Raw genomic sequence first — 21,472 nt, 5'->3', positions numbered from 1 at the left:
GACAAACCCTGAACTTTTTGAGGTATCGACAATATTCATGGCAACGATTGTGCAGGCAGTTGATCTGACCAAGCAAGTATTAAGCGGCAACCAACCGCTGACCATCTTGCATGAAGTAAGTTTCACCGTCGCGGCTGGCGAGAGCCTGGCCATCCTCGGTGCATCCGGTTCCGGAAAATCGACCCTGCTCAGCCTGCTGGCCGGGCTGGATGTGCCGAGCGGCGGCGGCGTGCACCTGAACGATACGGACCTGTTCGCGCTGGACGAAGACGGGCGCGCCCGGTTGCGCGGCGAACTGGCGGGTTTCGTGTTCCAGTCCTTCCAGTTGCTGCCGGCATTGAATGCGCTGGAGAACGTGATGCTACCGCTGGAACTGGCCGGCGCGAAAGATGCGCGGCCACGTGCTGAAGAATCGTTGCGCCAAGTCGGCCTGACTGCCCGCGCCCATCACTTGCCCAAGCATCTCTCCGGCGGCGAACAGCAGCGTGTGGCACTGGCTCGTGCCTTCGTCACCCGCCCGAAAATCCTGTTCGCCGACGAACCCACCGGCAACCTCGACGCCGCCACCGGTGCACAGGTCATCGAACTGATGCTGGAACTCAACCGCGCGCAGGGCACAACGCTGATCCTGGTGACGCACGACGAAGCGCTGGCGCGACGTTGCGGCCGGCAATTGCGGCTGGAAGCGGGGCGGGTGGTATAAATGACTGGCCAACTCTCCGACTTCTACAACAGCCTCGATGCTGATCCCGCCAAGCGCGGCAAGCAATTCGAGGCAACCAATCGAGTCTGAACACCCAGACGTGCTATTCAAACCATTTTGCAATTACACTGTTCAAGTCAGCTGAAAAATACAGGCCTAATCATCATTATCGCAAGGCTGATATACAGGCCCATATTCAGCCAGTTATGCCACTTCCATGCTTCCGGCTTTCTGGTTTTCAGGATGCCCCACAGAATCAAGGCCAAAACCATGCCGATGGCAAAAGAGGGAAACAGGGCGATTTCCAGATTCGGCAGCACGCCATCAGTCAATACTTCCAGGTAGCCACCCGATGGGGCACCATATTTCAAGGTGTTGGTCGCTAGCCCAAGCGAAATGCCAACTGCCATGACAATGGGAAGCATTAGCCAATGATGTTTCTTCAGAACACCCAAGAGGCTTGTAGATTCTGCGGGGATCTCGTTGTTGCTGAACAGTTGTTGAGTCATTTGGACATTCTCCTTTGGATGGTCGGGGATAGGCTGCGGATGTCATCTTCCCTGCTGCCTGATTGACAGTTTCCTCGTCCCATAACACCACGTCAATAGGCCTAAATGACCAGATATCCAAGACAAAATGCGACAAGTGAGACCTTTTGGTCAGAATCGCATTTGATTCCCATTCATGTGTTGACGCTCTCGCACATGATGTATAGGCTCAAGTTTGTAGATTAATAGGGGGGCGGTCATGTCTGAGGCTGTGCTCGATATCAAAAAGTGGGGAAATAGTTTGGGGGTGAGGTTGCCGGCGGCTGTGGCAAGAGCGGCTCATTTGCATGTCGATCAGCGTGTGCGTATTTCGGTCGATGGCGATCAGGTTGTCATTAAACCGTTTGTGGATGCTGGTCTGACGTTGGAGCGGCGTGTTGCGGCTTACGATGCCAAGCGACACGGCGGCGAGCAGATGGCTACGACGCAAGCTCTGGGGGTTGAGCATTGGTAGCCGCGACTAAGAGGCCGCAGACGTCTCGCTGGGCACCGGATCGGCAGGAAATCATCTGGATCGATCGCAATCCGCAAGCTGGGCGGGAAATGCGCGATGTCCATCCGTTTCTGGTTTTATCTCCAAAGCACTTTAACGAGAAGAATTCTCTGGTTATCGGCTTGCCAATGACGACAGCCGAATATAATTCAGATAACCCTTTTGCCGTTGCCGTGGGTAAGGCATCAGGGGAAAAAACGGGGCAAACGAGTTATGTGCTTTGCCACCAACCCAAATCTTTTGATTGGCGTTTGCGCAAAGCAAAAGCTCATTCTGCAAAAGCTTTGCCGTATGATTTGTTCGCGCAGGTTTGTGAACGCCTGAATCAGATCATTCAGTTGTGAGCTTAACCTCCTTTTTTACCGTGAATCTCTTCCGACTCTCCCTCAACCTGTTGCGCCGCGACTGGCGTGCCGGGGAGTGGCGCGTGTTGCTGCTGGCGCTGGTGCTGGCAGTCGGTAGTCTCGCCACTGTTGGCCTGTTCGCCGACCGTGTGCGTCAGGCATTGCAGCAGCAGGCGCAAAGCCTGATCGGCGCCGACCTGCGCATCACTTCGACGCGTCCTTTCCCGCCCGATTATCGCAAGGCGGCCGAAGCCCAAGGGTTGCGAGCAGTGCAAAGCCGCAAATTTCCGAGCATGGTGGCGCATGACGAGCGGGTGTTGCTGGGCGAGATACAGGCGGTGGAGGCGGGGTATCCGTTGCGCGGGAGGATCGATGTTGACGATGGTAAGGGTGGCAGTGCGAACACAAGGATTTCACCCTCTCCCCAGCCCTCTCCCTTGAAGGGAGAGGGGGCGATAGGTTCTATTCCATCTCGCGGTACGGTGTGGGTGGATGAGCGCCTGTTGCGACGCCTCGACTTGAATGTGGGCGACGAGGTGGGGATCGGCACGCAGAACTTCAGGGTGGCGGCGCGTGTGGTGAAGGACATCGACCAGACGGTCGGCTTCGCCAGCTTTGCGCCGCGCGTGCTGATGAACGAAGCCGACCTGGAGGGTACCGGCCTGTTGCGGGAGGGCAGCCGCATTTCGTATCGCCTGATGATCGCGGGCGATGCGCCGCAGGTGAAGGCATTGCGCGAGGCGTTGGAGAGCAGACTTTCCGGCAACGAGAAGATGGAGGATGTGCGCGATGCGCGTCCCGAGATCCGCACCGCACTGGAGCGCGCCGAACATTTCCTCGGCCTTGCGGCGCTCACCGCAGCGATCCTGGCGGGCGCGGCGATGGCGCTTGCTGCGCGACGTTTCGTGTTACGCCACCTGGACGGCTGCGCGGTGATGCGCTGTCTCGGTGCGCAACAGCGCCAGGTGCTGTGGCTGTTCCTGTACCAGTTCATCCTGCTCGGCATCGTCGCGGTGCTGCTTGGCGGGTTGCTGGGTTATGCCACGCAGGCGTTGCTGGTGGAGAGCATTGCCGGTATGCGCGAGGCGGGCCTGCCGCAGCCGGGCCTGCTGCCGCTGTTGCAGGCATCGGTCAGCGGCTTCGCGTTGTTGCTGGGCTTCGCTTTCCTGCCGCTGCTGCAATTGCGCAAGGTGTCGCCGCTGCGCGTGTTGCGCCGCGAACTGGGCGCGCCGGAAGCCGGCGGCTGGCTGATCTACGGCGTGGCGACGGCGATACTGGCGGGATTGTTCCTGTGGCATGCGGGGTCGCTGAAACTGGGGCTGGCGGTGCTGGGCGGATTGCTGGCCGGGCTGCTGCTGTTCGGCTGGCTTGCCTGGCTGGCGGTGCGCGGACTGGCGCGTTACGCGTCAGTCTTTCCGTCGCATTGGCGGCAGGCATCGCATAACCTCGCGCGCCACGGGCGCAGCGCGGCGGTGCAGGTGGTGGCGCTCAGCCTGGGCGGGATGGCGTTGCTGGTGCTGACGCTGGTGCGCGCCGACCTGTTGCAGGGCTGGGAGAGCAAACTGCCGCCGGATACGCCGAACCGTTTCGTGGTGGGCATCCAGCCCGACCAGGTCGCGGCGGTGCAGGGATTCTTTGCGCGGCGGTCGCTGCCCGCGCCGGAACTGTTGCCGATGGTGCGCGGCAGGCTGGTCGCGATCAACGGGCACAACATCAACGGCGACAGTTATCCCGATTCGCGGGCGCGCCGCCTGGTGGAGCGCGAATTCAATCTTTCCTGGATGGAGCGGATGCCGGCCTGGAACGAACTGGTCGGCGGAAGATGGTGGACGGACAAGGGGGCGGCGGAATTGTCGGTGGAAGAGGGGATCGCCGAAACGCTGGGCATCCGCCTCGGCGACAGGCTCGACTACGATGTGGCGGGCAGCCGCTTTACCGCGCAGGTCACCAGTTTACGCAAGGTGGAGTGGGATTCGATGCGGGTGAATTTCTTCGTCATCGCCGCGCCGGGACTGCTCCGGGACTTTCCGGCGAGCTACCTTACCAGTTTCTATCTGCCGCCGGACAGGGCCCGCGCGGGCGACGAGTTGTCGCGCGAATTCCCGAACTTGCTGCTGATCGACACCGGTGCGGCCATCGCGCAGGTGCGCGGCATCATGGACCGGATCGCGCAGGCGGTCAGCGCGGTGTTCCTGTTCACGTTGCTGGCCGGTCTTGCGGTGCTGTATGCCGCGTTGCTTGCCACGCAGGACGAGCGCACTTTCGAGGCGGCCGTGTTGCGCACCCTCGGTGCGGATGGGGCCTACCTGAGGCGTCTGCATTTTTCCGAATTTGCCGTGCTGGGCGGCTTGAGCGGGGCGTTCGCGGCCGGCGGTGCGGTCCTGCTGGGCTGGGCGCTGGCGCATTTCGTGCTGGAGGTACCCTACCGCCCGGGTATCGCGATCTGGCTGATCGGCGTGCCCGGCGGCATGGCGATGGTGATGCTGGCCGGATGGCTGGGCACGCGGAAACTGGCGGCGCTGCCGCCGCTGACGATCCTGCGCGAACAATAAGACGGGTTGAGCGATGCCGGGCTTTGATGCTAGAATGCGCGCCGCTTCGGGATAGCCCGTAGCAAATTTCCCGTTCGCGCAAGTTGGGGTGCCCGTCGATCAGGCGGGTCGGGCTGGCGAACGGTAGTTCATAACCCTTGACAACAGGAGTAATCATGGCAGTAACCATGCGTCAAATGCTGGAAGCCGGTGTCCATTTCGGCCACCAGACCCGTTTCTGGAATCCCAAGATGGCACCGTACATCTTCGGTCACCGCAACAAGATCCATATCATCAACCTGGAAAAGACCGTCGCGATGTTCGCCGAGGCGGAGCACTTCGTGCGCAAGCTGTCCGCAAAGAAGGGCTCCATCCTGTTCGTGGCGACCAAGCGCCAGGCACGTGACATCATCCAGGAAGAGGCGGTCCGCGCCGACTGCCCGTTCGTCAACTACCGCTGGCTGGGCGGCATGCTGACCAACCACAAGACCGTGCAACAATCCATCAAGCGCCTGCGCGAACTGGAAGAGTTGACTTCCGAAGGCGCGTCCGAGAAGCTTTCCAAGAAGGAAGCGCTGATGATGAAGCGCGAACTGGAGAAGCTGGAACGCAGCCTGGGCGGCATCAAGGATATGGCCGGCTTGCCTTCCGCCCTGTTCGTGATCGATGTCGGCTACCAGAAGGGCGCCATCGTCGAGGCACAGAAACTGGGCATTCCGGTGATCGGCATCGTCGATACCAACAATTCCCCGCTGGGCGTGGATTACGTCATTCCCGGTAACGACGATTCGACCCAGGCGATCCGCCTGTATGCGCGCGGTATCGCCGACGCGGTGCTGGAAGGTCGCGCTCAGGCGATGACCGAACTGGTCGAGCAAGTCGCGTCCGAAGAAGCTGCCTGAGTATCGGCAGGGCGCATAAAGGGGCGCGAGCCCCTTTTTTTGTAGGTTTTTTTAAGAATTCGATGGAGCAATCAAGATGGCTGAAATTACTGCAAGTATGGTCAAGGAACTGCGCGAGGCGACCGGCCTCGGCATGATGGAATGCAAGAAGGCGCTGGTGGAAGCCAACGGCGACTTCAAAATTGCCGAAGAACAACTGCGCATCAAGAGCGGCGCCAAGGCAAGCAAGGCAGCATCTCGCGTGACCGCCGAAGGCGTGGTCAGCGCGTTCATCGCGCCTGACTGCAAGACCGGCGCCGTGGTGGAAGTGAACTGCGAAACCGATTTCGTGGCCAAGAACGAAGACTTCATCGCGTTCGCGAAGAACGTCGCCGAGACCGTGGCGAAGAACGATCCCGCCGATATCGAGGCATTGTCCGGAATGGCGCTGGTCAATGGTTCCGGTACCGTGGAAGAGGTGCGCAAGGCGCTGGTGATGAAGATCGGCGAAAACCTCTCGATCCGCCGCTTCGAGCGTTACGCGACCACGACGGGCAAGCTGTCCAGCTATCTGCACGGCAGCAGGATCGGCGTGCTGCTGGAGTTCGCCGGCGGCGACGAGACGCTGGGCCGCGACATCGCGATGCACATCGCGGCGAGCAAGCCGAAGTCGGTGGATGCCTCCGGCGTGGATGCTGAACTGATCGCCACCGAGCGCCGCATCGCCATCGAGAAAGCCAAGGAATCCGGCAAGCCGGAAGCGATGCTGGAAAAGATCGCCGAAGGCACCGTGCAGAAATTCCTGAAGGAAGTCACGCTGCTGGGCCAGGTGTTCGTCAAGGCTGAGGACGGCAAGCAGACCGTCGAGCAACTGCTGAAGAACAAAGGCGCATCGGTGACCGCGTTCCAGATGTTCGTGGTCGGCGAAGGTATCGAGAAGAAGGTGGAAGACTACGCGGCTGAAGTGGCTGCCGCCAAAGGCTGATCGTCATGAGCGTGCCGGCATACAAGCGCATCCTGCTCAAGCTCTCTGGCGAAGCCCTGATGGGCGACGACAATTACGGCATCAACCGCGCCGTGATCGAACGCATCGTTGCTGAAATCAAGGAAGTGGTCGATCTGGGCGTGGAAGTGGCGATGGTGATCGGCGGCGGCAACATCTTCCGCGGCGTCGCTCCGGCGGCGGCGGGGATGGACCGGGCGACCGCCGATTACATGGGTATGCTGGCCACGGTGATGAACTCGATGGCCTTGCAGGATGCGATGACCCGCGCCGGGCTGGAGTGCCGCGTGCAGTCCGCACTGAGTCTCGAGCAGGTGGCCGAACCGTTCATCCGCGGCAAGGCGATGCGTTATCTGGAGGACGGCAAGGTGGTGATCTTCGCGGCCGGTATCGGCAGCCCGTTCTTCACCACCGATACCGCAGCCGCGTTGCGCGGCGTCGAGATGATGGCCGATGTGGTGATCAAGGCGACCAAGGTGGATGGCGTCTATACCGATGATCCGAAGAAGAATCCGGATGCGATCCGCTACCAGAGCCTGAGCTTTGACGAAGCGATCGGCAAGAATCTCAAGGTGATGGACGCGACGGCGCTGACCCTGTGCCGCGACCAGAAGCTGCCCATCATCGTGTTCAGTATTTTCAAGCCGGGCGCGCTGAAGCGCGTGGTGTTCGGCGAAGGCGAGGGTACGCTGGTACGAGTGGATTAGGAGAAAACCATGATTGCTGATCTCAGGAAATTGACCGAACAGAAGATGCAGAAATCGCTGGAGGCGCTGAAGACGGACCTGGGCAAGGTGCGTACCGGACGCGCACATACCGGCCTGTTGGACCATGTGATGGTGGATTACTACGGCAATCCGACCCCGGTGAACCAAGTGGCCAACGTGACGCTGGCCGATGCGCGTACCATCGGGGTGCAACCTTACGAAAAGAACATGATTGGCCCGGTCGAAAAGGCAATCCGCGATTCCGATCTGGGCCTGAATCCGGCCACCAACGGCGAAATGATCCGCATCCCGATGCCGATGCTGACCGAAGAGCGCCGCCGCGACCTGATCAAGGTGGTCAAGTCTGAGGGGGAAGATGCGAAGATCGCGGTGCGCAACATCCGTCGCGATGCCAATAACACTTTGAAAGAGGCGTTGAAGAAGAAGGAAATCTCCGAAGACGATGAGCGTCGTTCGCAAGACGAGATCCAAAAACTGACCGATCGTTTTGTCGCGGAGATCGACAAGGCGCTGGCGACCAAAGAAGCCGACTTGATGGCGGTATAAACAGTGGCTTCGCTGCCCAGCTCGACCCAAACCATCCCGGATGTGGCGAGCATTCCGCGCCATATCGCCATCATCATGGACGGAAACGGGCGCTGGGCGAAGAATCGTTTGATGCCGCGCGTGATGGGGCATCAGCGCGGCGTCGAAGCATTGCGCGAGATCGTGAAGGCCTGCCGCAGCCTGGGCGTCGAATACCTGACCGTGTTCGCGTTCAGCAGCGAAAACTGGCGGCGTCCCGCCGACGAGGTATCGTTCCTGATGTCGCTGTTCCTCAAGATGCTGGAACGCGAAGTCGCCAGGCTGCACGAAAACAACATCCGCCTGAGGATCATCGGCGACCGCAGCCGTTTCGACGAACGGCTCAGGAAGACGATGCAGGATGCCGAGCAGCTGACGGCAAACAATTCCACACTGACGCTGACCATTGCCGCCAATTACGGCGGACGCTGGGACGTGATGCATGCGGTGCGCAGCATGCTGAAGGAACAGCCACACCTGGCGCAGACTTTCACCGAGGATGACATGCGGCCGTTCCTGTCGATGAGCGATGCGCCCGAGCCGGATCTGTTCATCCGCACCGGCGGCGAAAAACGCATCAGCAATTTCATGCTGTGGCAACTGGCCTACACCGAACTGTATTTCACCGATGTGCTGTGGCCTGCGTTCGGCCGCAAGGAACTGGAGGAGGCGATCGCTTCCTACCAGAAACGCGAGCGACGCTTCGGGCGTACCAGCGAACAATTGCAGGACAATCCGGAACAGGGGGAACAGAATGCTTAAATCACGGGTGATCACCGCCATCGTGCTGCTGGCCTTGTTGCTGACGGCGCTGTTCCTGTTGCCGCACATCGCATGGGCGCTGCTGGTCGCGGCGATGGTGATGCAGGGCACCGCGGAATGGTCGCGCCTGGCCGGCCTGAGCGGCGGGAAGGCCAGTCTCTACTGGTGGCTGACATTGCTGCTGATACTGGCGCTGGCCTGGTTCGATGCCCGTTACACGCCCGCGCAGCAGGTGCCATTGCATTTGCTGGTCTATGCCGTCTCGGCCTTGCTGTGGCTGATCATCGTGCCGACCTGGCTGATCGTCGGCTGGAAAGTGACCAATCCGTTTCTGATGGCGCTGGTCGGGTGGGCGGTGATCCTGCCGACCGGGCTGGCGATGCTGGACCTGCGAGCCGTCAGCCCATGGATATTGCTGTTCATCATGTGCCTGGTATGGGTCGCGGACAGCGCGGCTTATTTTGCCGGGCGCAGGTTCGGGAAGAACAAGCTGGCGCCCAGCATCAGTCCCGGCAAGACCTGGGAAGGCGTGGCGGGGGCGATACTGGGAGTTTCCGTATATGTCGTGCTGGTGTGGAGCTTCGGCGGGGAAGTCGTGCGCCGAGAGGTATTGCCCATTCTGCTGCTGGCCGCCTGGTGGTGGGTGGGTCTGGCGGTGATCGGCGACCTGTTCGAGTCGGCGATCAAGCGCCAGGCGGGCGTCAAGGACAGCGGCGCGCTGCTGCCGGGACATGGCGGCCTGCTGGACCGCATCGACGCCCTGACTTCCACGCTGCCGCTCGCCGCGCTGGTGATCCTCTCGCAATACAACCCCTGAGGCATTGCCATGCAATCCCTGACCGTATTGGGTTCCACCGGCAGTATCGGCACCAGCACACTGGACGTGGTGGCACGCCATCCGGACAAGTTCCGTATCGTTGCGCTGACCGGCCATAGCCAGGTTGACCTGCTGTTCCGCCAGTGCCTGCAATTCGGGCCGGCCTATGCCGTGCTGCTGGACGAAAGCGCCGCGACCGGTCTTCGCCAGCGCCTGAAGGAGGCCGGTTCCGGCACGGAGGTATTGTACGGTGTCGAAGCGCTGGAACAGGTTTGCGTATTGCCTGAAGTGGATGCGGTGATGGCCGCGATCGTCGGTGCGGCGGGTTTGCGTCCCACCCTGGCTGCGGCGAAAGCGGGCAAGAAAATCCTGCTGGCCAACAAGGAAACGCTGGTGATGGCCGGCAACGTGTTCATGGATGCGGTACATGCCAGCGGATCTGCACTGTTGCCGATCGACAGCGAACACAACGCGATCTTCCAGGCACTGCCGCGTGGCTACGACGGGAATCTGGCACGCAACGGCGTGCGCCGCATCCTGCTCACCGCGTCGGGCGGCCCGTTCCGCAATACGCCGCTCGGCGAACTGGAGAACGTCACGCCGGAGCAGGCCTGTGCGCATCCGAACTGGAGCATGGGCAGGAAGATTTCCGTAGACTCGGCCAGCATGATGAACAAGGGGTTGGAGGTGATCGAGGCACACTGGTTGTTCAATGCGGGGGCCGACGACATCCAGGTGGTGGTGCATCCGCAGAGCGTGATCCATTCGCTGGTCGAATATGTGGACGGCTCGGTGCTGGCGCAACTCGGCAACCCGGACATGCGCACGCCGATCGCCTATGGCCTGGCCTGGCCGGAACGCATCGATGCCGGCGTGGCGCCGCTGGACCTGTTCAAGGTGGCGACGATGAACTTCATTGCGCCGGATTTCGAGCGCTTCCCCTGCCTGGCTTTGGCGTACCAGGCATTGCGTGCGGCGGGCACCGCGCCCGCCGTGCTGAATGCTGCCAATGAAGTTGCCGTTGCAGCCTTTCTCGACAGGCGCATTCCTTTCCTTGCCATTCCGCGCGTCATCGCCAGCGTGCTGGACAGCCTGCCGGTCCATGCGGTCGCTGCGCTCGAAGACGTACTCGGGGCCGATGCCGAGGCGCGCAGCATGGCCGTGCGGCAAGTGGAACAACTGGCCGGATGACGACACTGCTGGCATTCATCGGCGCGATCGCGCTGCTGGTGGTGTTCCATGAATTCGGGCACTACTGGATGGCGCGCCGCTGCGGCGTGAAAGTGCTGTGCTTCTCGGTGGGATTCGGCAAGGCCATCTACAAGAAGCGCTTCGCCGGCAGCGATACCGAATGGGTGATTTCCGCCATTCCACTGGGCGGCTACGTCAGGATGCTGGACGAGCGCGAAGCCGAAGTGGTGCCGGAAGAACTGGAATACGCCTTCAATCGCAAGCCGGTGTTGCAGCGCATGGCCATCGTGGCGGCGGGGCCGCTGGCGAATCTGCTGCTGGCCGTCTTGCTGTACTGGATATTGTTCATCCAAGGCGTGCCCGGCTTGAAGCCGATCCTGGGGGATGTGCCGAAGGGCACGCCGGCCGCGGTCGCGCAGATGCAATCGGGCGAGACCATCGTCAGCGTCAATGGCACGGCGATCCCGACCTGGCAAGAACTGCGCTGGAAGGTGCTGGAGCTGGCGTTGCAGCAGGAATCTGGCAGGGAACGGCAAGCTGTCGAGGTGAGTGTCGAAACGCTCAATGCGCTGGGCGACCATCGGTTCTACATGCTCGATATCGGCAGCCTGGAAGCGCGGGACATGGACGGGGAGTTCCTCGGCAAACTGGGCCTGCATCCCTATCAGCCGGTCATCCTGCCGGTCATCGGCAAACTGGACGAAGGCAATGTGGCGCAACTTGCCGGATTGCGCGAGGGGGATCGCATCCTGAGTGTCGATGGTGTCGCGGTACAGTATTGGCGTGAAGTAGTGGAAGTGGTGCGTTCGCATCCCGGGCAGTCGTTGCGGTTCGATATCCGGCGCGGCGAGTTGATGCTGGACGTGACGTTGATCCCGCAAGCCGTTGTCGAATCCGGCCTGACGATAGGCAAGATCGGTGCAGCGCCGCAAATAGACCGCGCGGAGTGGCTGGCGCTGTTCACCGAGGTGAGCTATGACCCGCTGGAAGCGTTCGTCCAGTCGTTGCGCAAGACCTGGGATACCTCCGTCATCAGCCTGAAGATGATGGGCAAGATGGTGATGGGCGAAGTGTCGATGAAAAACCTGAGCGGTCCGATCACTATTGCGGATTACGCCGGGCAGTCTGCCGAAATGGGCATGGTGGCTTATCTGGGTTTCCTCGCGCTGATCAGTGTCAGCCTGGGCATATTGAATTTATTGCCCATACCCTTATTGGACGGGGGGCACTTGCTGTATTATGTCGCCGAATTGATCAAGGGTAGTCCGGTTTCCGAACAGGCTTGGGAGGTCGGCCAGAAAATCGGCATCGCGCTTCTCGGCACCTTGATGGTGTTTGCCCTGTACAACGATATTAATCGCCTCATTCCAGGTTAAAAGATGAACAAGAAAAAACTGGCGGGAATCCTTTCACTGCTTTTCGTGTCTCCCGCCTGGGCGATCGTGCCCTTTACCGTCACGGATATCCGTGTCGAGGGAATCCAGCGTACCGAAGCGGGTACGGTCTTCAGTTACCTGCCGGTCAAGGTTGGTGATGTCATGGATGACGAGCATGCCGCCACGGCGATCCGTACCTTGTATGGAACCGGGTTCTTCAAGGATGTGCGCCTGGAGGTCGAGCAGGGTGTGCTGATCGTACTGGTGCGCGAACGTCCTTCGATCGCCAGCATCGAGATCAGCGGTGTGAAGGATTTCTCCAAGGACCAGCTCAAGGACAACATGAAGTACGCCGGCCTGGCCGAGGCGCGCATCTTCGACAAGAATGCGCTGGACAAGGCTGCTCAGTCGTTGAAGCGCCAATATGTGGCACGCGGGAAATATGGCGTGACCGTCACGACCACCGTCACCGAACTGGAGCGCAACCGGGTCGGCATCGCATTCAACGTCGTGGAGGGTGAGGTTTCCAAGATCAAGCAGATCAACCTGGTCGGCAACAAGGCGTATGAAGAGGATGAGTTGCTGGAAAAAATGAAACTCAGCACGCCCGACTGGATGAGCTGGTTCAGCAATAACGACCAATATTCCAAGCAGAAGCTTTCCGCCGACATGGAAGTGTTGCGTTCGTTCTATATGGACAACGGTTACCTGGAGTTCAACATCGATTCCACGCAGGTTTCCATCACGCCGGACAAGAAGGACATCTATATCACCATCAATTTCAGCGAGGGCGAGAAATACACCGTCTCCAAGGTCGAGGTCGGAGGCAACACGCTGATCCCGAAGGAGGAGGTCGAGAGCCTCATCCAGGTGAAGGCGGGCGATACCTTCTCGCGCAATGCCCTGACCGAGACCAGCAAGCTGGTCGGAGAGCGTCTGGGGAAAGAAGGGTATGCCTTCGCCAACGTGAACGCGATCCCCGAAATTAACAAGGAAAAGCATGAAGTGGCATTCAACTTCGTGGTCGATCCCGGCCAGCGTGTCTATATCCGTCGCATCAATATCGCAGGCAACGACAAGACGCGCGATGAGGTCATCCGCCGCGAATTCCGCCAGGTGGAAGGTGCCTGGTTCGATATGGACAAGATCAAGAAGTCCAAGCAGCGCGTGGACAGGCTGGACTTCTTCGATGAAGTGAATGTGGAGACCCCGCCGGTACAGGGAACTGTCGACCAGATGGACGTGAATGTCTCGGTAAAGGAAAAGTCAACGGGCAGCATCTCGGCGGGTGCGGGTTATTCGCAAGGTGATGGCTTCTCACTCTCGGGAGGTATTACACAAGCCAACCTGTTCGGCAGCGGCAATCATGCGGCCGTCCAACTCAATACGGGCAAGGTCAACCAGGTTTATTCATTCTCATATACCAACCCGTACTTTACCGACGAAGGCGTGAGCCGCGGCTTCAATCTTTTTAAGCGCAATACCGATTCTCGCAGCACGGCGGTCAGCCAGTATTCCTCACATACTTTAGGGGGCGGCGTGCAGTTCGGGGTGCCCATTGCCGAAGAAGAGACCATCCGTTATGGCCTGTCGTTCGAGCGGACTCATCTGGGCGTGCTGCCTACAGGTCCGGCGCGTCTGGTCAACTATGTCAACACCTTCGGGGCCACCAACAGGAACCTGCTGGGAACGATAGGCTGGGGAAGGGACAGCCGGGACAGCGCGATCTACACCACCTCAGGGACGATGCAGAGTGCCTTTGCGGAGATCGCATTGCCGGTGTTCGATATGCGCTACTACAAGCTGAATTACCAGCATCAGTGGTTCCATCCGGTGAATGACGATATCACCCTGATGATGAACGGAGAGTTTGGTTTGGCCGGCAGTTATGGAAGCAAGCCGTTCCCGTTCTTCAAGAACTTCTATGCCGGCGGCACCGGTTCGGTACGGGGGTATGAATCCAATTCGCTGGGGCCTCGCGATTCCACCGGCGCGGTGTTGGGCGGTACGCGACGCGTAGTGGGTAACGCAGAATTGCTGATGCCGTTCCCGGGTATGAAGGATACGAAGTCGGTTCGCCTGAGCGGTTTTATCGATGCGGGCGCGGTCTATGGGCCGGGCGACCTGCCGGGCAGTGCGGGATTGCGGTATTCTACGGGCGTGGCGATCACATGGATCTCTCCGGCGGGACCGCTCAAGTTCAGCTACGGCGTACCGCTGAACAAACAGTCGGTGGACAGGGTGCAGAAGTTCCAGTTCAACATCGGTTCGATGTTCTGATGCATGGCTTTGCCTGACTGCCGATAGAAGGTAGCATGGCCGCTGGCCATGATGGAACGACTGGATATCCACCAGACGGGATCATGAAGCAGTCGCATGGTGGCCGGTCAATGAAATATGTAAGGAGTGTGTGATGAGAATGACGATTAAAGCGGGACTCTTGGCTGTGTTGCTCGCTGCGGCACCGGCTTATGCGGATGATTTCAAGGTGGGCGTAGTGGATACCGAGCGCGTGCTGCGCGAATCGGCGCCGGCCATGAAGGCGGAAAAAAAGATCGAGAAGGAATTCTCCGGGCGCAATCAGGAAATCAAGAAACTGATGAAGCAGGCGAAAGAATTGCAAACCATACTGGAAAAAGAAGGCAACAAGCTGTCCGATGCCGATCACCGCAACAAGGAACGTGAACTGATCGGCTTGAATGTCAACCTGCAACGCATGCAGCGCGAGTTCCGCGAGGATCTGAACCTGCGCAAGAACGAGGAACTGGCCGTTGTGCTGGAACGTGCCAACAAGGCGATCCAGGCGATCGCCGATGCCGAGAAATACGACCTGATCCTGCAGGAAGCGGTGTATCGCAATCCCGCTATCGATATCACCGAAAAGGTGATCAAGTATCTCGCCGACGACAAGACGAACGGCGGCAAGGACGGCAAATAAGCCGCATGTCCACCTTTAGCTTGGCTGACATCGCGGCCCGGCTCGGCGGGCGCGTGCTGGGTGACGGCGGTGTGCGCGTCGCGCAGATCGCCACACTGGAAAATGCACAGCCCGACCACATCAGTTTCCTGACCAACAGCAAATATCGCGCGCAACTGGCCGGTACAAAAGCGGGGGCCGTGATCCTCGGTGAGGCGGATGCGGATTCGACCCCTTTGCCGCGCATCGTCTCGGACAATCCTTATGCCTATTTCGCCAGGGTTTCCGCCTTGCTCAATCCTCTGGCAGAAATCAGGCCCGGAGTACATCCCGATGCGGTCGTTGCCGGGACGGCGAAAATTGCAGCGTCGGCCAGCATCGCGGCGACAGCCGTGATCGGTGAGGGGGCGAACATAGGCGAGTCCAGCGTGATCGGCGAAGGCTGTTGCATCGGCGCCAATGTCACCATCGGCAGCCATGCGCGCCTGTATCCGCGCGTGGTGGTCTACCACGACTGCGTGATCGGCGATAACCTGATCGCGCATTCCGGCGCGGTGATCGGCTCGGACGGGTTCGGCATCGCGATGGACGAAGGGCGCTGGATCAAGATCCCGCAGATCGGCCGGGTGGTGATCGGCAACGACGTCGAGATCGGCGCGAATACCACCATCGACCGAGGCGCACTGAACGATACGGTGATCGAGGACGGGGTCAAGCTGGACAACCAGATCCAGGTCGCACATAACGTGCGCATCGGCGCGCACACCGCGATCGCGGGTTGCGCCGGCATTGCGGGCAGCGCGGTGATCGGGCGCTATTGCCTGATCGGCGGCGGCGCGCGGATACTGGGACACCTGCAACTCGCCGACCACGTAGAGGTCGCGGCGCATACGCTGATCGGCAAATCGATACGCGAGCCGGGCAATTATGCGGCGATCTACCCATTCGCCAGGCTGGACGACTGGCGCAGGAATGCCGTGCATCTGCGCCATCTCGACGAACTGGCCAAACGCATCAGGGCTCTGGAACAAGAACTCGAATTATTGAAAAGGAAAGAATGATGAGCATTCAAATGGACATCCACGCAATTCTTGAGAATTTGCCGCACCGTTATCCGTTCCTGCTGGTGGACCGCGTTCTGTCGCTGGAACCGGGCAAGAACATCGTCGCGCTGAAGAACGTCACCATCAACGAGCCGTTCTTCCCGGGACACTACCCGCATCATCCGGTGATGCCCGGCGTCCTGATCATCGAGGCGATGGCGCAGGTCGCCGCGTTGCTGTCGTTCAAGTCGATGGAATCCAAGCCGGATGAAAAATCGGTGTATTACTTCGCCGGCATCGACGGGGCACGCTTCAAGCGTCCGGTCATGCCCGGCGACCAGCTGATCTTCAAGGTCGAACTCACCCGCAGTATGCGCGGCGTGTTCAAATTCAAGGCATCTGCAGAAGTCGATGGACAATTGGCCGCAGAAGCCGAATTGATGTGCACGGTCAAGTCGGTGGCTTGATCCCGGATTCGCCAGAGGTTCACATGATCCACCAGACAGCTATCATCCATCCGAACGCGCGGCTCGCCGACGATGTCGAGGTCGGCGCATATTCCATCATCGGCGAACATGTCGAGATCGGCGCGGGCACAGTGATCGGCCCGCACGTCGTGATCGACGGCCACACGCGCATCGGTTGCCACAACCGCATCTTCCAGTTCTGTTCGCTGGGCGAGATCCCGCAGGACAAGAAATATGCCGGCGAACCGACCCGTCTGGAGATCGGCGACCACAACACCATCCGCGAGTTCTGCACCTTCAATCTCGGCACTGCGCAGGATGTCGGCGTGACGCGTGTCGGCAATCACAACTGGATCATGGCCTACGTGCATCTTGCGCACGACTGCCAGGTCGGCAACCACACCATCTTCGCCAACAACGCGCAACTGGCCGGACACGTCGAAGTCGGCGATTACGCGATCCTCGGCGGCTTTACCGTGGTGCACCAGTTCGTCAAGATCGGCGCGCACATCATCACCGGCATGGGCACGATCCTGCTGCAGGACGTGCCGCCCTATGTGCTGGCTTCCGGCAATCCTTCCGCGCCGCACGGCATCAATGCGGAGGGACTGAAACGTCGCGGTTTTTCCAGCCCGGCGATCATGGCGATCAAGCGCGCCTACAAGACGCTGTACAAGTCCGGCCTGAGCCTGGACGAGGCGAAGGCCGCCATCGAAGCGCAACTGGCCGAACATGCCGAGTTGCAGTTGCTGTCGGACTTCCTCGCGACCTCCACACGCGGCATCGTCCGCTAACTCTGCAAACTGCAATTAACCACGAAGAACACGAAGGCCTCGAAGAGAAATATATGGCAACTTTTTTCGCTATACCCATCAGGATTTTCCTGTCAGGCCATTTGATCTGCTGGCTTTCTTCGTGAACTTCATGTCCTTCGTGGTTAGAGCTGTTTTTCTGAATCTACAGGTTTCCCCATGCAGCAGAAAAGAATCGTAATCGGCATCGTCGCGGGCGAAGCGTCCGGCGACCTGCTCGGCAGCCACCTAATGAAGGCACTCAAGGAAGCGCGTCCCGGGATCGACTTCATCGGCATCGGCGGCCCGAAGATGCAATCCGCCGGGATGGAAGTGCTGTTCCCGATGGAAAAGCTCGCGGTGCGCGGCTATGTCGAGGTATTGCGCCATTACCGCGAGATCGTCGGCATCCGCCGCAAGCTGCGCGAACGCTTCCTGTCAGACCGCCCGGACCTGTTCATCGCGATCGATGCGCCGGACTTCAACCTCGACCTGGAAATGTCGCTCAAGCAGCACGGCATCCCGACCATCCATTACGTCAGCCCGTCGATCTGGGCATGGCGCGGCGAACGCATCCACAAGATCAAGCGTGCCGTAACCCACATGCTCGCGCTGTTCCCGCATGAACCCAAGCTCTACCAGCAGGCCGGCGTACCCGTCGATTATGTCGGGCATCCGCTCGCCGACATGCTGCCCGAACAGCCCAACCGTGCCGAGATGCGCGAGACGATGCGCATCCCGCTGCTGGCCAGGGTTTTCGCGTTCCTGCCCGGCAGCCGCCAGAGCGAGGTCAAACATCTCGCGCATACCTACATCGAGACCGCCCGGCTGATCCTGAACCAATTCCCCGAGGCGCGCTTCCTGGTGCCGCTGGTCAGCCGCGAGACGCGCGGTATCTTCGAGCAGGCGCTGTACGATTGCGATGCGCAACAACTGCCGATCACGCTGCTGTTCGGCCATGCGCAGGACGCGATGATCGCCGCCGACGGCGTGTTGGTCGCGTCCGGCACCGCCACGCTGGAATGCGCCCTGCTCAAGCGCCCGATGGTGATCACCTATCGCATGCCGGCGTTCTCCTGGTGGATGATCAAGCGCAAGCGCTACCAGCCTTATTTCGGACTGCCGAATATCCTGTGCGAACGCTTTGTCGTGCCGGAACTGATCCAGGAAGACGCCACGCCGGAGAATCTGGCGCAAGCGCTGCTGAACCTGGTTAACGACGAAGATGCGGTAACGGAGCTTGAAGAGACGTTCCATGCCCTGCATGGCACGCTGCGTCAGAACACCGCGCAGAAAGCGGCGGCGGCTATCCTTCCATATTTACCCGCATGACCAATGTCGTGCTTATCTGCGGCGTGGATGAGGCAGGGCGCGGCCCGCTGGCCGGACCGGTGAGCGCGGCGGCAGTCATCCTCGACGAGGCCAATCCCATCGCGGGGCTGGCCGATTCCAAGAAACTGTCCGAGAAGAAGCGCGATGCGCTGGCGCCCGTCATCCGCGAACGCGCGCTGGCCTGGGCGGTCGCGTATGCCGAAGTCGGGGAGATCGACCGGCTCAACATCCTGCAGGCCACGCTGCTGGCGATGCGCCGTGCCGTGCTGGCGTTGGACATCCAGCCGCATCAGGTGCTGGTGGACGGCCTGTATTGCCCGCAGACCGGCATCCCCAGCCAGGCCATCGTCAAGGGCGACAGCAAGGTTGCGGCGATCTCCGCTGCCTCCATCCTGGCCAAGACCGCGCGCGACGAACTGATGCTGCAACTGCACCAGCAATACCCGCACTACGGCTTTGCCGACCACAAGGGTTATCCCACCGCATCGCACCTCGCAGCATTGCGCGAACACGGCGTCAGTGATGTGCACCGCAGGAGTTTCAAACCGGTGCGGGAACTTTTATCCCATCATCATGGATGAGAAAGCGGTTTTTCAGGTATCGTATTACCTCATCGTAGGAGCCCGATTTATCGGGCGATTCAATCGCGCAACGAGTTGCGCTCCTACATTCTAAATAGACCGGAATCAAACCATGATCCTGTTCAAACTCATTCATCTGTTTGCCGTGCTGGTCTGGGTGGGGGGCATGTTCTTCGCCTACATGGTGCTGCGTCCCGCTGCCGTGGACGTCCTGCAACCACCGGAGCGCCTGCGCCTGTGGGACAACGTGTTCCACCGCTTTTTCGGCTGGGTGTGGGGCGCGGTCGGCGCGCTGCTGGTCACCGGTTTCTACCTCATCTACCTGTACGGCGGCATCGCCCATGTGCCGCGCCACGTGCATATCATGCTGGTGCTGGGATTGGCGATGATGGCGATCTACGGCTACGTGTTCTTCGGCTGCTACGTGCCGTTCAGCCTGCATGTCGCCAAGCAGCGCTGGAAGGAAGCGGGCGAACTGCTCGGCAGGATACGCAAGCTGGTCGCGGTCAATCTGGCGCTGGGGCTGCTGACCGTGAGCGTAGTGGTGATCGGGGTGGCGTGGGGTTAGCCGGTTCCGCTACTTGTCTTCGCCCAGACCGTATCGCCGGATGTAGTGACAGGTATACCCCTGCGGGTGCTTGACCAGGTAGTTCTGGTGGTATTCCTCGGCGCGCCAGAATTCGCGGTATGGCACCACTTCCGTCACCACCTTCGCACCCCAATCCCCTGAAGCATCCACGGTGCGGATCACTTCCTCGGCTGTGTGTTTCTGTTCATCACCGACATAAAAGATCGCCGAGCGATACGAAGTTCCGACATCGTTGCCCTGCCGGTTACGGGTGGTCGGGTTGTGCATGCGGAAGAACTCGAACAGCAGATGGCGGTAGGTAAGCCGCGAGGGGTCGAACACGATCTTCAGTCCTTCGGCATGGCCGTTGTGATTTTCATAGGTCGCGTTCTGCACATTGCCGCCGGTATAGCCCACCTCAGTCTCCAGCACGCCGGGAATCTGGCGCACCAGTTCTTCCATACCCCAGAAGCAGCCCCCGGCGAGGTAGGCGGTTTGTTGTTTGTTGGCGGTCATGGCGGCTCCTTGGGGTTGGGCGAGGCTGGCGGTGGAGAAGAGGGTCAGCAGGAGGATGAGGGGGAGGGGCATTTGGAGAAGGGCAGGCTTCAACGTCTGAGTTTAGTGGCCTGCACGGCTTTATCGTGTAGCGTCCCTTGGAGCGCAGTGTTAGGCGTCAGAATCAGTGCAGAGCCCACGATACAAGCCGTCCCAACCCGTAGAAAGCCCCTGACAACAGGCAGTTTCCGACAATTAGATAAACTAAGGCCAATAGGATCTTTGCACCGTTTCGCTGATAGGTCGCAAGCATCTGAGGAAGACGGACAAAAATGTAGCCCACGGTAAACAGGACGGATCCGGTGAGAATGCCCTCTAGTGCAGGCCAGACAATGAAGCCCAGGGCGGCGGAAGCAATAGCGGCAATTACTTGGAAGAAGGTGCCGACGGGGCCTAGATGGTGAGAATGCACAGACTAGCCTTCTTCACGGTATATGCGAAGCCACTCGCTCGGTGTGAGCACTATCGCCGGACTCACTTCGCGTAACTCATCCCGCTTGTCAAGGACGCGACGATCTGCAGTAATGAAGTAGCCGATGTATTTTCCTGCTTCAAAGACATGCGTCGCATCAGCGGCATATTTCTCGGGCTTCCCATTCCCAGTTAGGATGCGGTGAATTTCCGCCTTCTGCGTACGCTCCCCGGACGTCAAAGCGGTCTCGACCGTATAGATCATCGATCGTGCTTCGCGCTTTACGTCCTCCGGAGTATTCGGATGCTCAATCTCCTTTTGGTTGGAGTGTGCCAGTAGGACGCTAATGCTTCCTTCCTTGGCAATGCGATGGATTTCCCGCGCTGCTTCGTCCTCGGGGGCGTATTTCGGATCAAAGGCGCACGTATCTAGGAAGCTATTGGTCCGTCGAGGGTCATGGTAACTTCTTCCAAAGGGAACTCGTGCCACGATTCCTCCTGACGCCTAACGAATGAAAGGGACTTCCCCGTCCCGAGGTTGCGGAGAAGTATCCGCAGGCGGCAACGAGTGCCAAGATGGAATTTCTAACATTTCATCAACACCACGAAAGGAGAAGTCCATGAACATTATCACCGTAGGAATCGATCTCGCCAAGAACGTGTTTGCCAGTACTGAAATGTGCCGGAGTCGAATTGTTTCCGGGATGTGATGTGTTCATAGAAAAACCGACTCCTTTCGATTGATGACAACGCGAGCCTGAATGCTGCAATAAATCTGCCTTAAGGACAATATGCCGAACGGCCTATTTTGTGCCTCATGTTCGCTCGCCCGCTTGTGGCTCCGGCCGCCCGAGTTGCGGGCTTAA

23 protein-coding genes are annotated in these 21,472 nt (G+C 59.8%); 20 read left to right on the top strand and 3 right to left on the bottom strand.

Annotated elements, in window-relative coordinates; all coding sequences use genetic code 11:
• The first annotated feature begins 37 nt into the window (after nt 1-37).
• Complete coding sequence (locus tag IPM27_01895) at nt 38-703, top strand: ATP-binding cassette domain-containing protein (GenBank protein MBK9160316.1); 666 nt, start codon at nt 38-40, stop codon at nt 701-703.
• A gap of 137 nt (nt 704-840) precedes the next feature.
• Here IPM27_01895 and IPM27_01890 read toward each other — a convergent pair whose 3' ends face one another.
• The gene (locus IPM27_01890; GenBank protein ID MBK9160315.1) at nt 841-1,212 is read right to left on the bottom strand and encodes a hypothetical protein; all 372 of its coding nucleotides are present in this window, start codon (nt 1,210-1,212) and stop codon (nt 841-843) included.
• Between the two features lie 238 nt (nt 1,213-1,450).
• Here IPM27_01890 and IPM27_01885 point away from each other — a divergent pair, with 238 nt between their 5' ends.
• The 19 genes from IPM27_01885 to IPM27_01795 all read left to right on the top strand — a co-directional run bounded on the left by IPM27_01885 (nt 1,451) and on the right by IPM27_01795 (nt 19,640).
• On the top strand, nt 1,451-1,705 hold the full coding sequence (locus tag IPM27_01885) for an AbrB/MazE/SpoVT family DNA-binding domain-containing protein (GenBank protein ID MBK9160314.1): 255 nt from the start codon (nt 1,451-1,453) through the stop codon (nt 1,703-1,705).
• Complete coding sequence (locus tag IPM27_01880) at nt 1,699-2,088, top strand: type II toxin-antitoxin system PemK/MazF family toxin (protein MBK9160313.1); 390 nt, start codon at nt 1,699-1,701, stop codon at nt 2,086-2,088. The genes IPM27_01885 and IPM27_01880 overlap by 7 nt, the downstream gene beginning before the upstream one ends.
• A gap of 20 nt (nt 2,089-2,108) precedes the next feature.
• Entirely contained in the window at nt 2,109-4,640 is a 2,532-nt protein-coding gene (locus tag IPM27_01875; protein MBK9160312.1) for an FtsX-like permease family protein, read from the top strand.
• Between the two features lie 155 nt (nt 4,641-4,795).
• Complete coding sequence (gene rpsB, locus IPM27_01870) at nt 4,796-5,521, top strand: 30S ribosomal protein S2 (protein MBK9160311.1); 726 nt, start codon at nt 4,796-4,798, stop codon at nt 5,519-5,521.
• 76 nt (nt 5,522-5,597) lie between these two features.
• Entirely contained in the window at nt 5,598-6,485 is an 888-nt protein-coding gene (locus IPM27_01865; protein MBK9160310.1) for an elongation factor Ts, read from the top strand.
• Nucleotides 6,486-6,490: 5 nt separating this feature from the next.
• Entirely contained in the window at nt 6,491-7,210 is a 720-nt protein-coding gene (locus IPM27_01860; protein ID MBK9160309.1) for a UMP kinase, read from the top strand.
• Nucleotides 7,211-7,219: 9 nt separating this feature from the next.
• On the top strand, nt 7,220-7,777 hold the full coding sequence (gene frr, locus IPM27_01855; protein ID MBK9160308.1) for a ribosome recycling factor: 558 nt from the start codon (nt 7,220-7,222) through the stop codon (nt 7,775-7,777).
• 3 nt (nt 7,778-7,780) lie between these two features.
• Nucleotides 7,781-8,557 (top strand): isoprenyl transferase, encoded by a 777-nt coding sequence (locus tag IPM27_01850; protein ID MBK9160307.1) that lies wholly within the window; start codon nt 7,781-7,783, stop codon nt 8,555-8,557.
• Nucleotides 8,550-9,374 (top strand): phosphatidate cytidylyltransferase, encoded by an 825-nt coding sequence (locus IPM27_01845; GenBank protein MBK9160306.1) that lies wholly within the window; start codon nt 8,550-8,552, stop codon nt 9,372-9,374. Before IPM27_01850 ends, IPM27_01845 begins: the two co-directional genes overlap by 8 nt.
• Before the next feature lie 9 nt (nt 9,375-9,383).
• Nucleotides 9,384-10,565, top strand: coding sequence for a 1-deoxy-D-xylulose-5-phosphate reductoisomerase (locus IPM27_01840; GenBank protein MBK9160305.1), 1,182 nt, complete (start codon nt 9,384-9,386; stop codon nt 10,563-10,565).
• Nucleotides 10,562-11,941, top strand: coding sequence for an RIP metalloprotease RseP (rseP, locus tag IPM27_01835; GenBank protein ID MBK9160304.1), 1,380 nt, complete (start codon nt 10,562-10,564; stop codon nt 11,939-11,941). Before IPM27_01840 ends, rseP begins: the two co-directional genes overlap by 4 nt.
• 3 nt (nt 11,942-11,944) lie before the next feature.
• A complete protein-coding gene (gene bamA / locus IPM27_01830; protein MBK9160303.1) occupies nt 11,945-14,221 on the top strand; it encodes an outer membrane protein assembly factor BamA in 2,277 nt (758 codons plus the stop codon).
• Nucleotides 14,222-14,360: 139 nt separating this feature from the next.
• Nucleotides 14,361-14,879 (top strand): OmpH family outer membrane protein, encoded by a 519-nt coding sequence (locus IPM27_01825; GenBank protein MBK9160302.1) that lies wholly within the window; start codon nt 14,361-14,363, stop codon nt 14,877-14,879.
• A 5-nt stretch (nt 14,880-14,884) separates the two neighbouring features.
• Nucleotides 14,885-15,919, top strand: coding sequence for a UDP-3-O-(3-hydroxymyristoyl)glucosamine N-acyltransferase (gene lpxD, locus IPM27_01820; GenBank protein ID MBK9160301.1), 1,035 nt, complete (start codon nt 14,885-14,887; stop codon nt 15,917-15,919).
• A gap of 11 nt (nt 15,920-15,930) precedes the next feature.
• Nucleotides 15,931-16,368 (top strand): 3-hydroxyacyl-ACP dehydratase FabZ, encoded by a 438-nt coding sequence (gene fabZ / locus IPM27_01815; GenBank protein MBK9160300.1) that lies wholly within the window; start codon nt 15,931-15,933, stop codon nt 16,366-16,368.
• Nucleotides 16,369-16,391: 23 nt separating this feature from the next.
• Nucleotides 16,392-17,162: an acyl-ACP--UDP-N-acetylglucosamine O-acyltransferase gene (lpxA, locus tag IPM27_01810; protein ID MBK9160299.1), complete on the top strand. Its 771-nt coding sequence runs from the start codon at nt 16,392-16,394 to the stop codon at nt 17,160-17,162.
• Between the two features lie 177 nt (nt 17,163-17,339).
• Nucleotides 17,340-18,491: a lipid-A-disaccharide synthase gene (gene lpxB / locus IPM27_01805; GenBank protein MBK9160298.1), complete on the top strand. Its 1,152-nt coding sequence runs from the start codon at nt 17,340-17,342 to the stop codon at nt 18,489-18,491.
• Nucleotides 18,488-19,072, top strand: a complete 585-nt coding sequence (rnhB, locus tag IPM27_01800; protein MBK9160297.1) for a ribonuclease HII — start codon at nt 18,488-18,490, stop codon at nt 19,070-19,072. The genes lpxB and rnhB overlap by 4 nt, the downstream gene beginning before the upstream one ends.
• Nucleotides 19,073-19,184: 112 nt before the next feature.
• Nucleotides 19,185-19,640 (top strand): DUF4149 domain-containing protein, encoded by a 456-nt coding sequence (locus tag IPM27_01795; protein MBK9160296.1) that lies wholly within the window; start codon nt 19,185-19,187, stop codon nt 19,638-19,640.
• Between the two features lie 9 nt (nt 19,641-19,649).
• Here the strand turns inward: IPM27_01795 and msrA are convergent, their stop codons facing one another.
• Together msrA and IPM27_01785 are read right to left on the bottom strand one after the other, a co-directional pair.
• Nucleotides 19,650-20,156, bottom strand: coding sequence for a peptide-methionine (S)-S-oxide reductase MsrA (gene msrA / locus IPM27_01790; GenBank protein ID MBK9160295.1), 507 nt, complete (start codon nt 20,154-20,156; stop codon nt 19,650-19,652).
• Nucleotides 20,157-20,610: 454 nt separating this feature from the next.
• The gene (locus IPM27_01785; protein ID MBK9160294.1) at nt 20,611-21,096 is read right to left on the bottom strand and encodes a hypothetical protein; all 486 of its coding nucleotides are present in this window, start codon (nt 21,094-21,096) and stop codon (nt 20,611-20,613) included.
• Between the last annotated feature and the right edge of the window lie 376 nt (nt 21,097-21,472).

It is taken from the genome of Nitrosomonadales bacterium (assembly GCA_016716325.1).
Lineage (GTDB): Bacteria > Pseudomonadota > Gammaproteobacteria > Burkholderiales > Gallionellaceae > Gallionella.
This window is presented reverse-complemented; position numbering and strand designations above follow the sequence as displayed.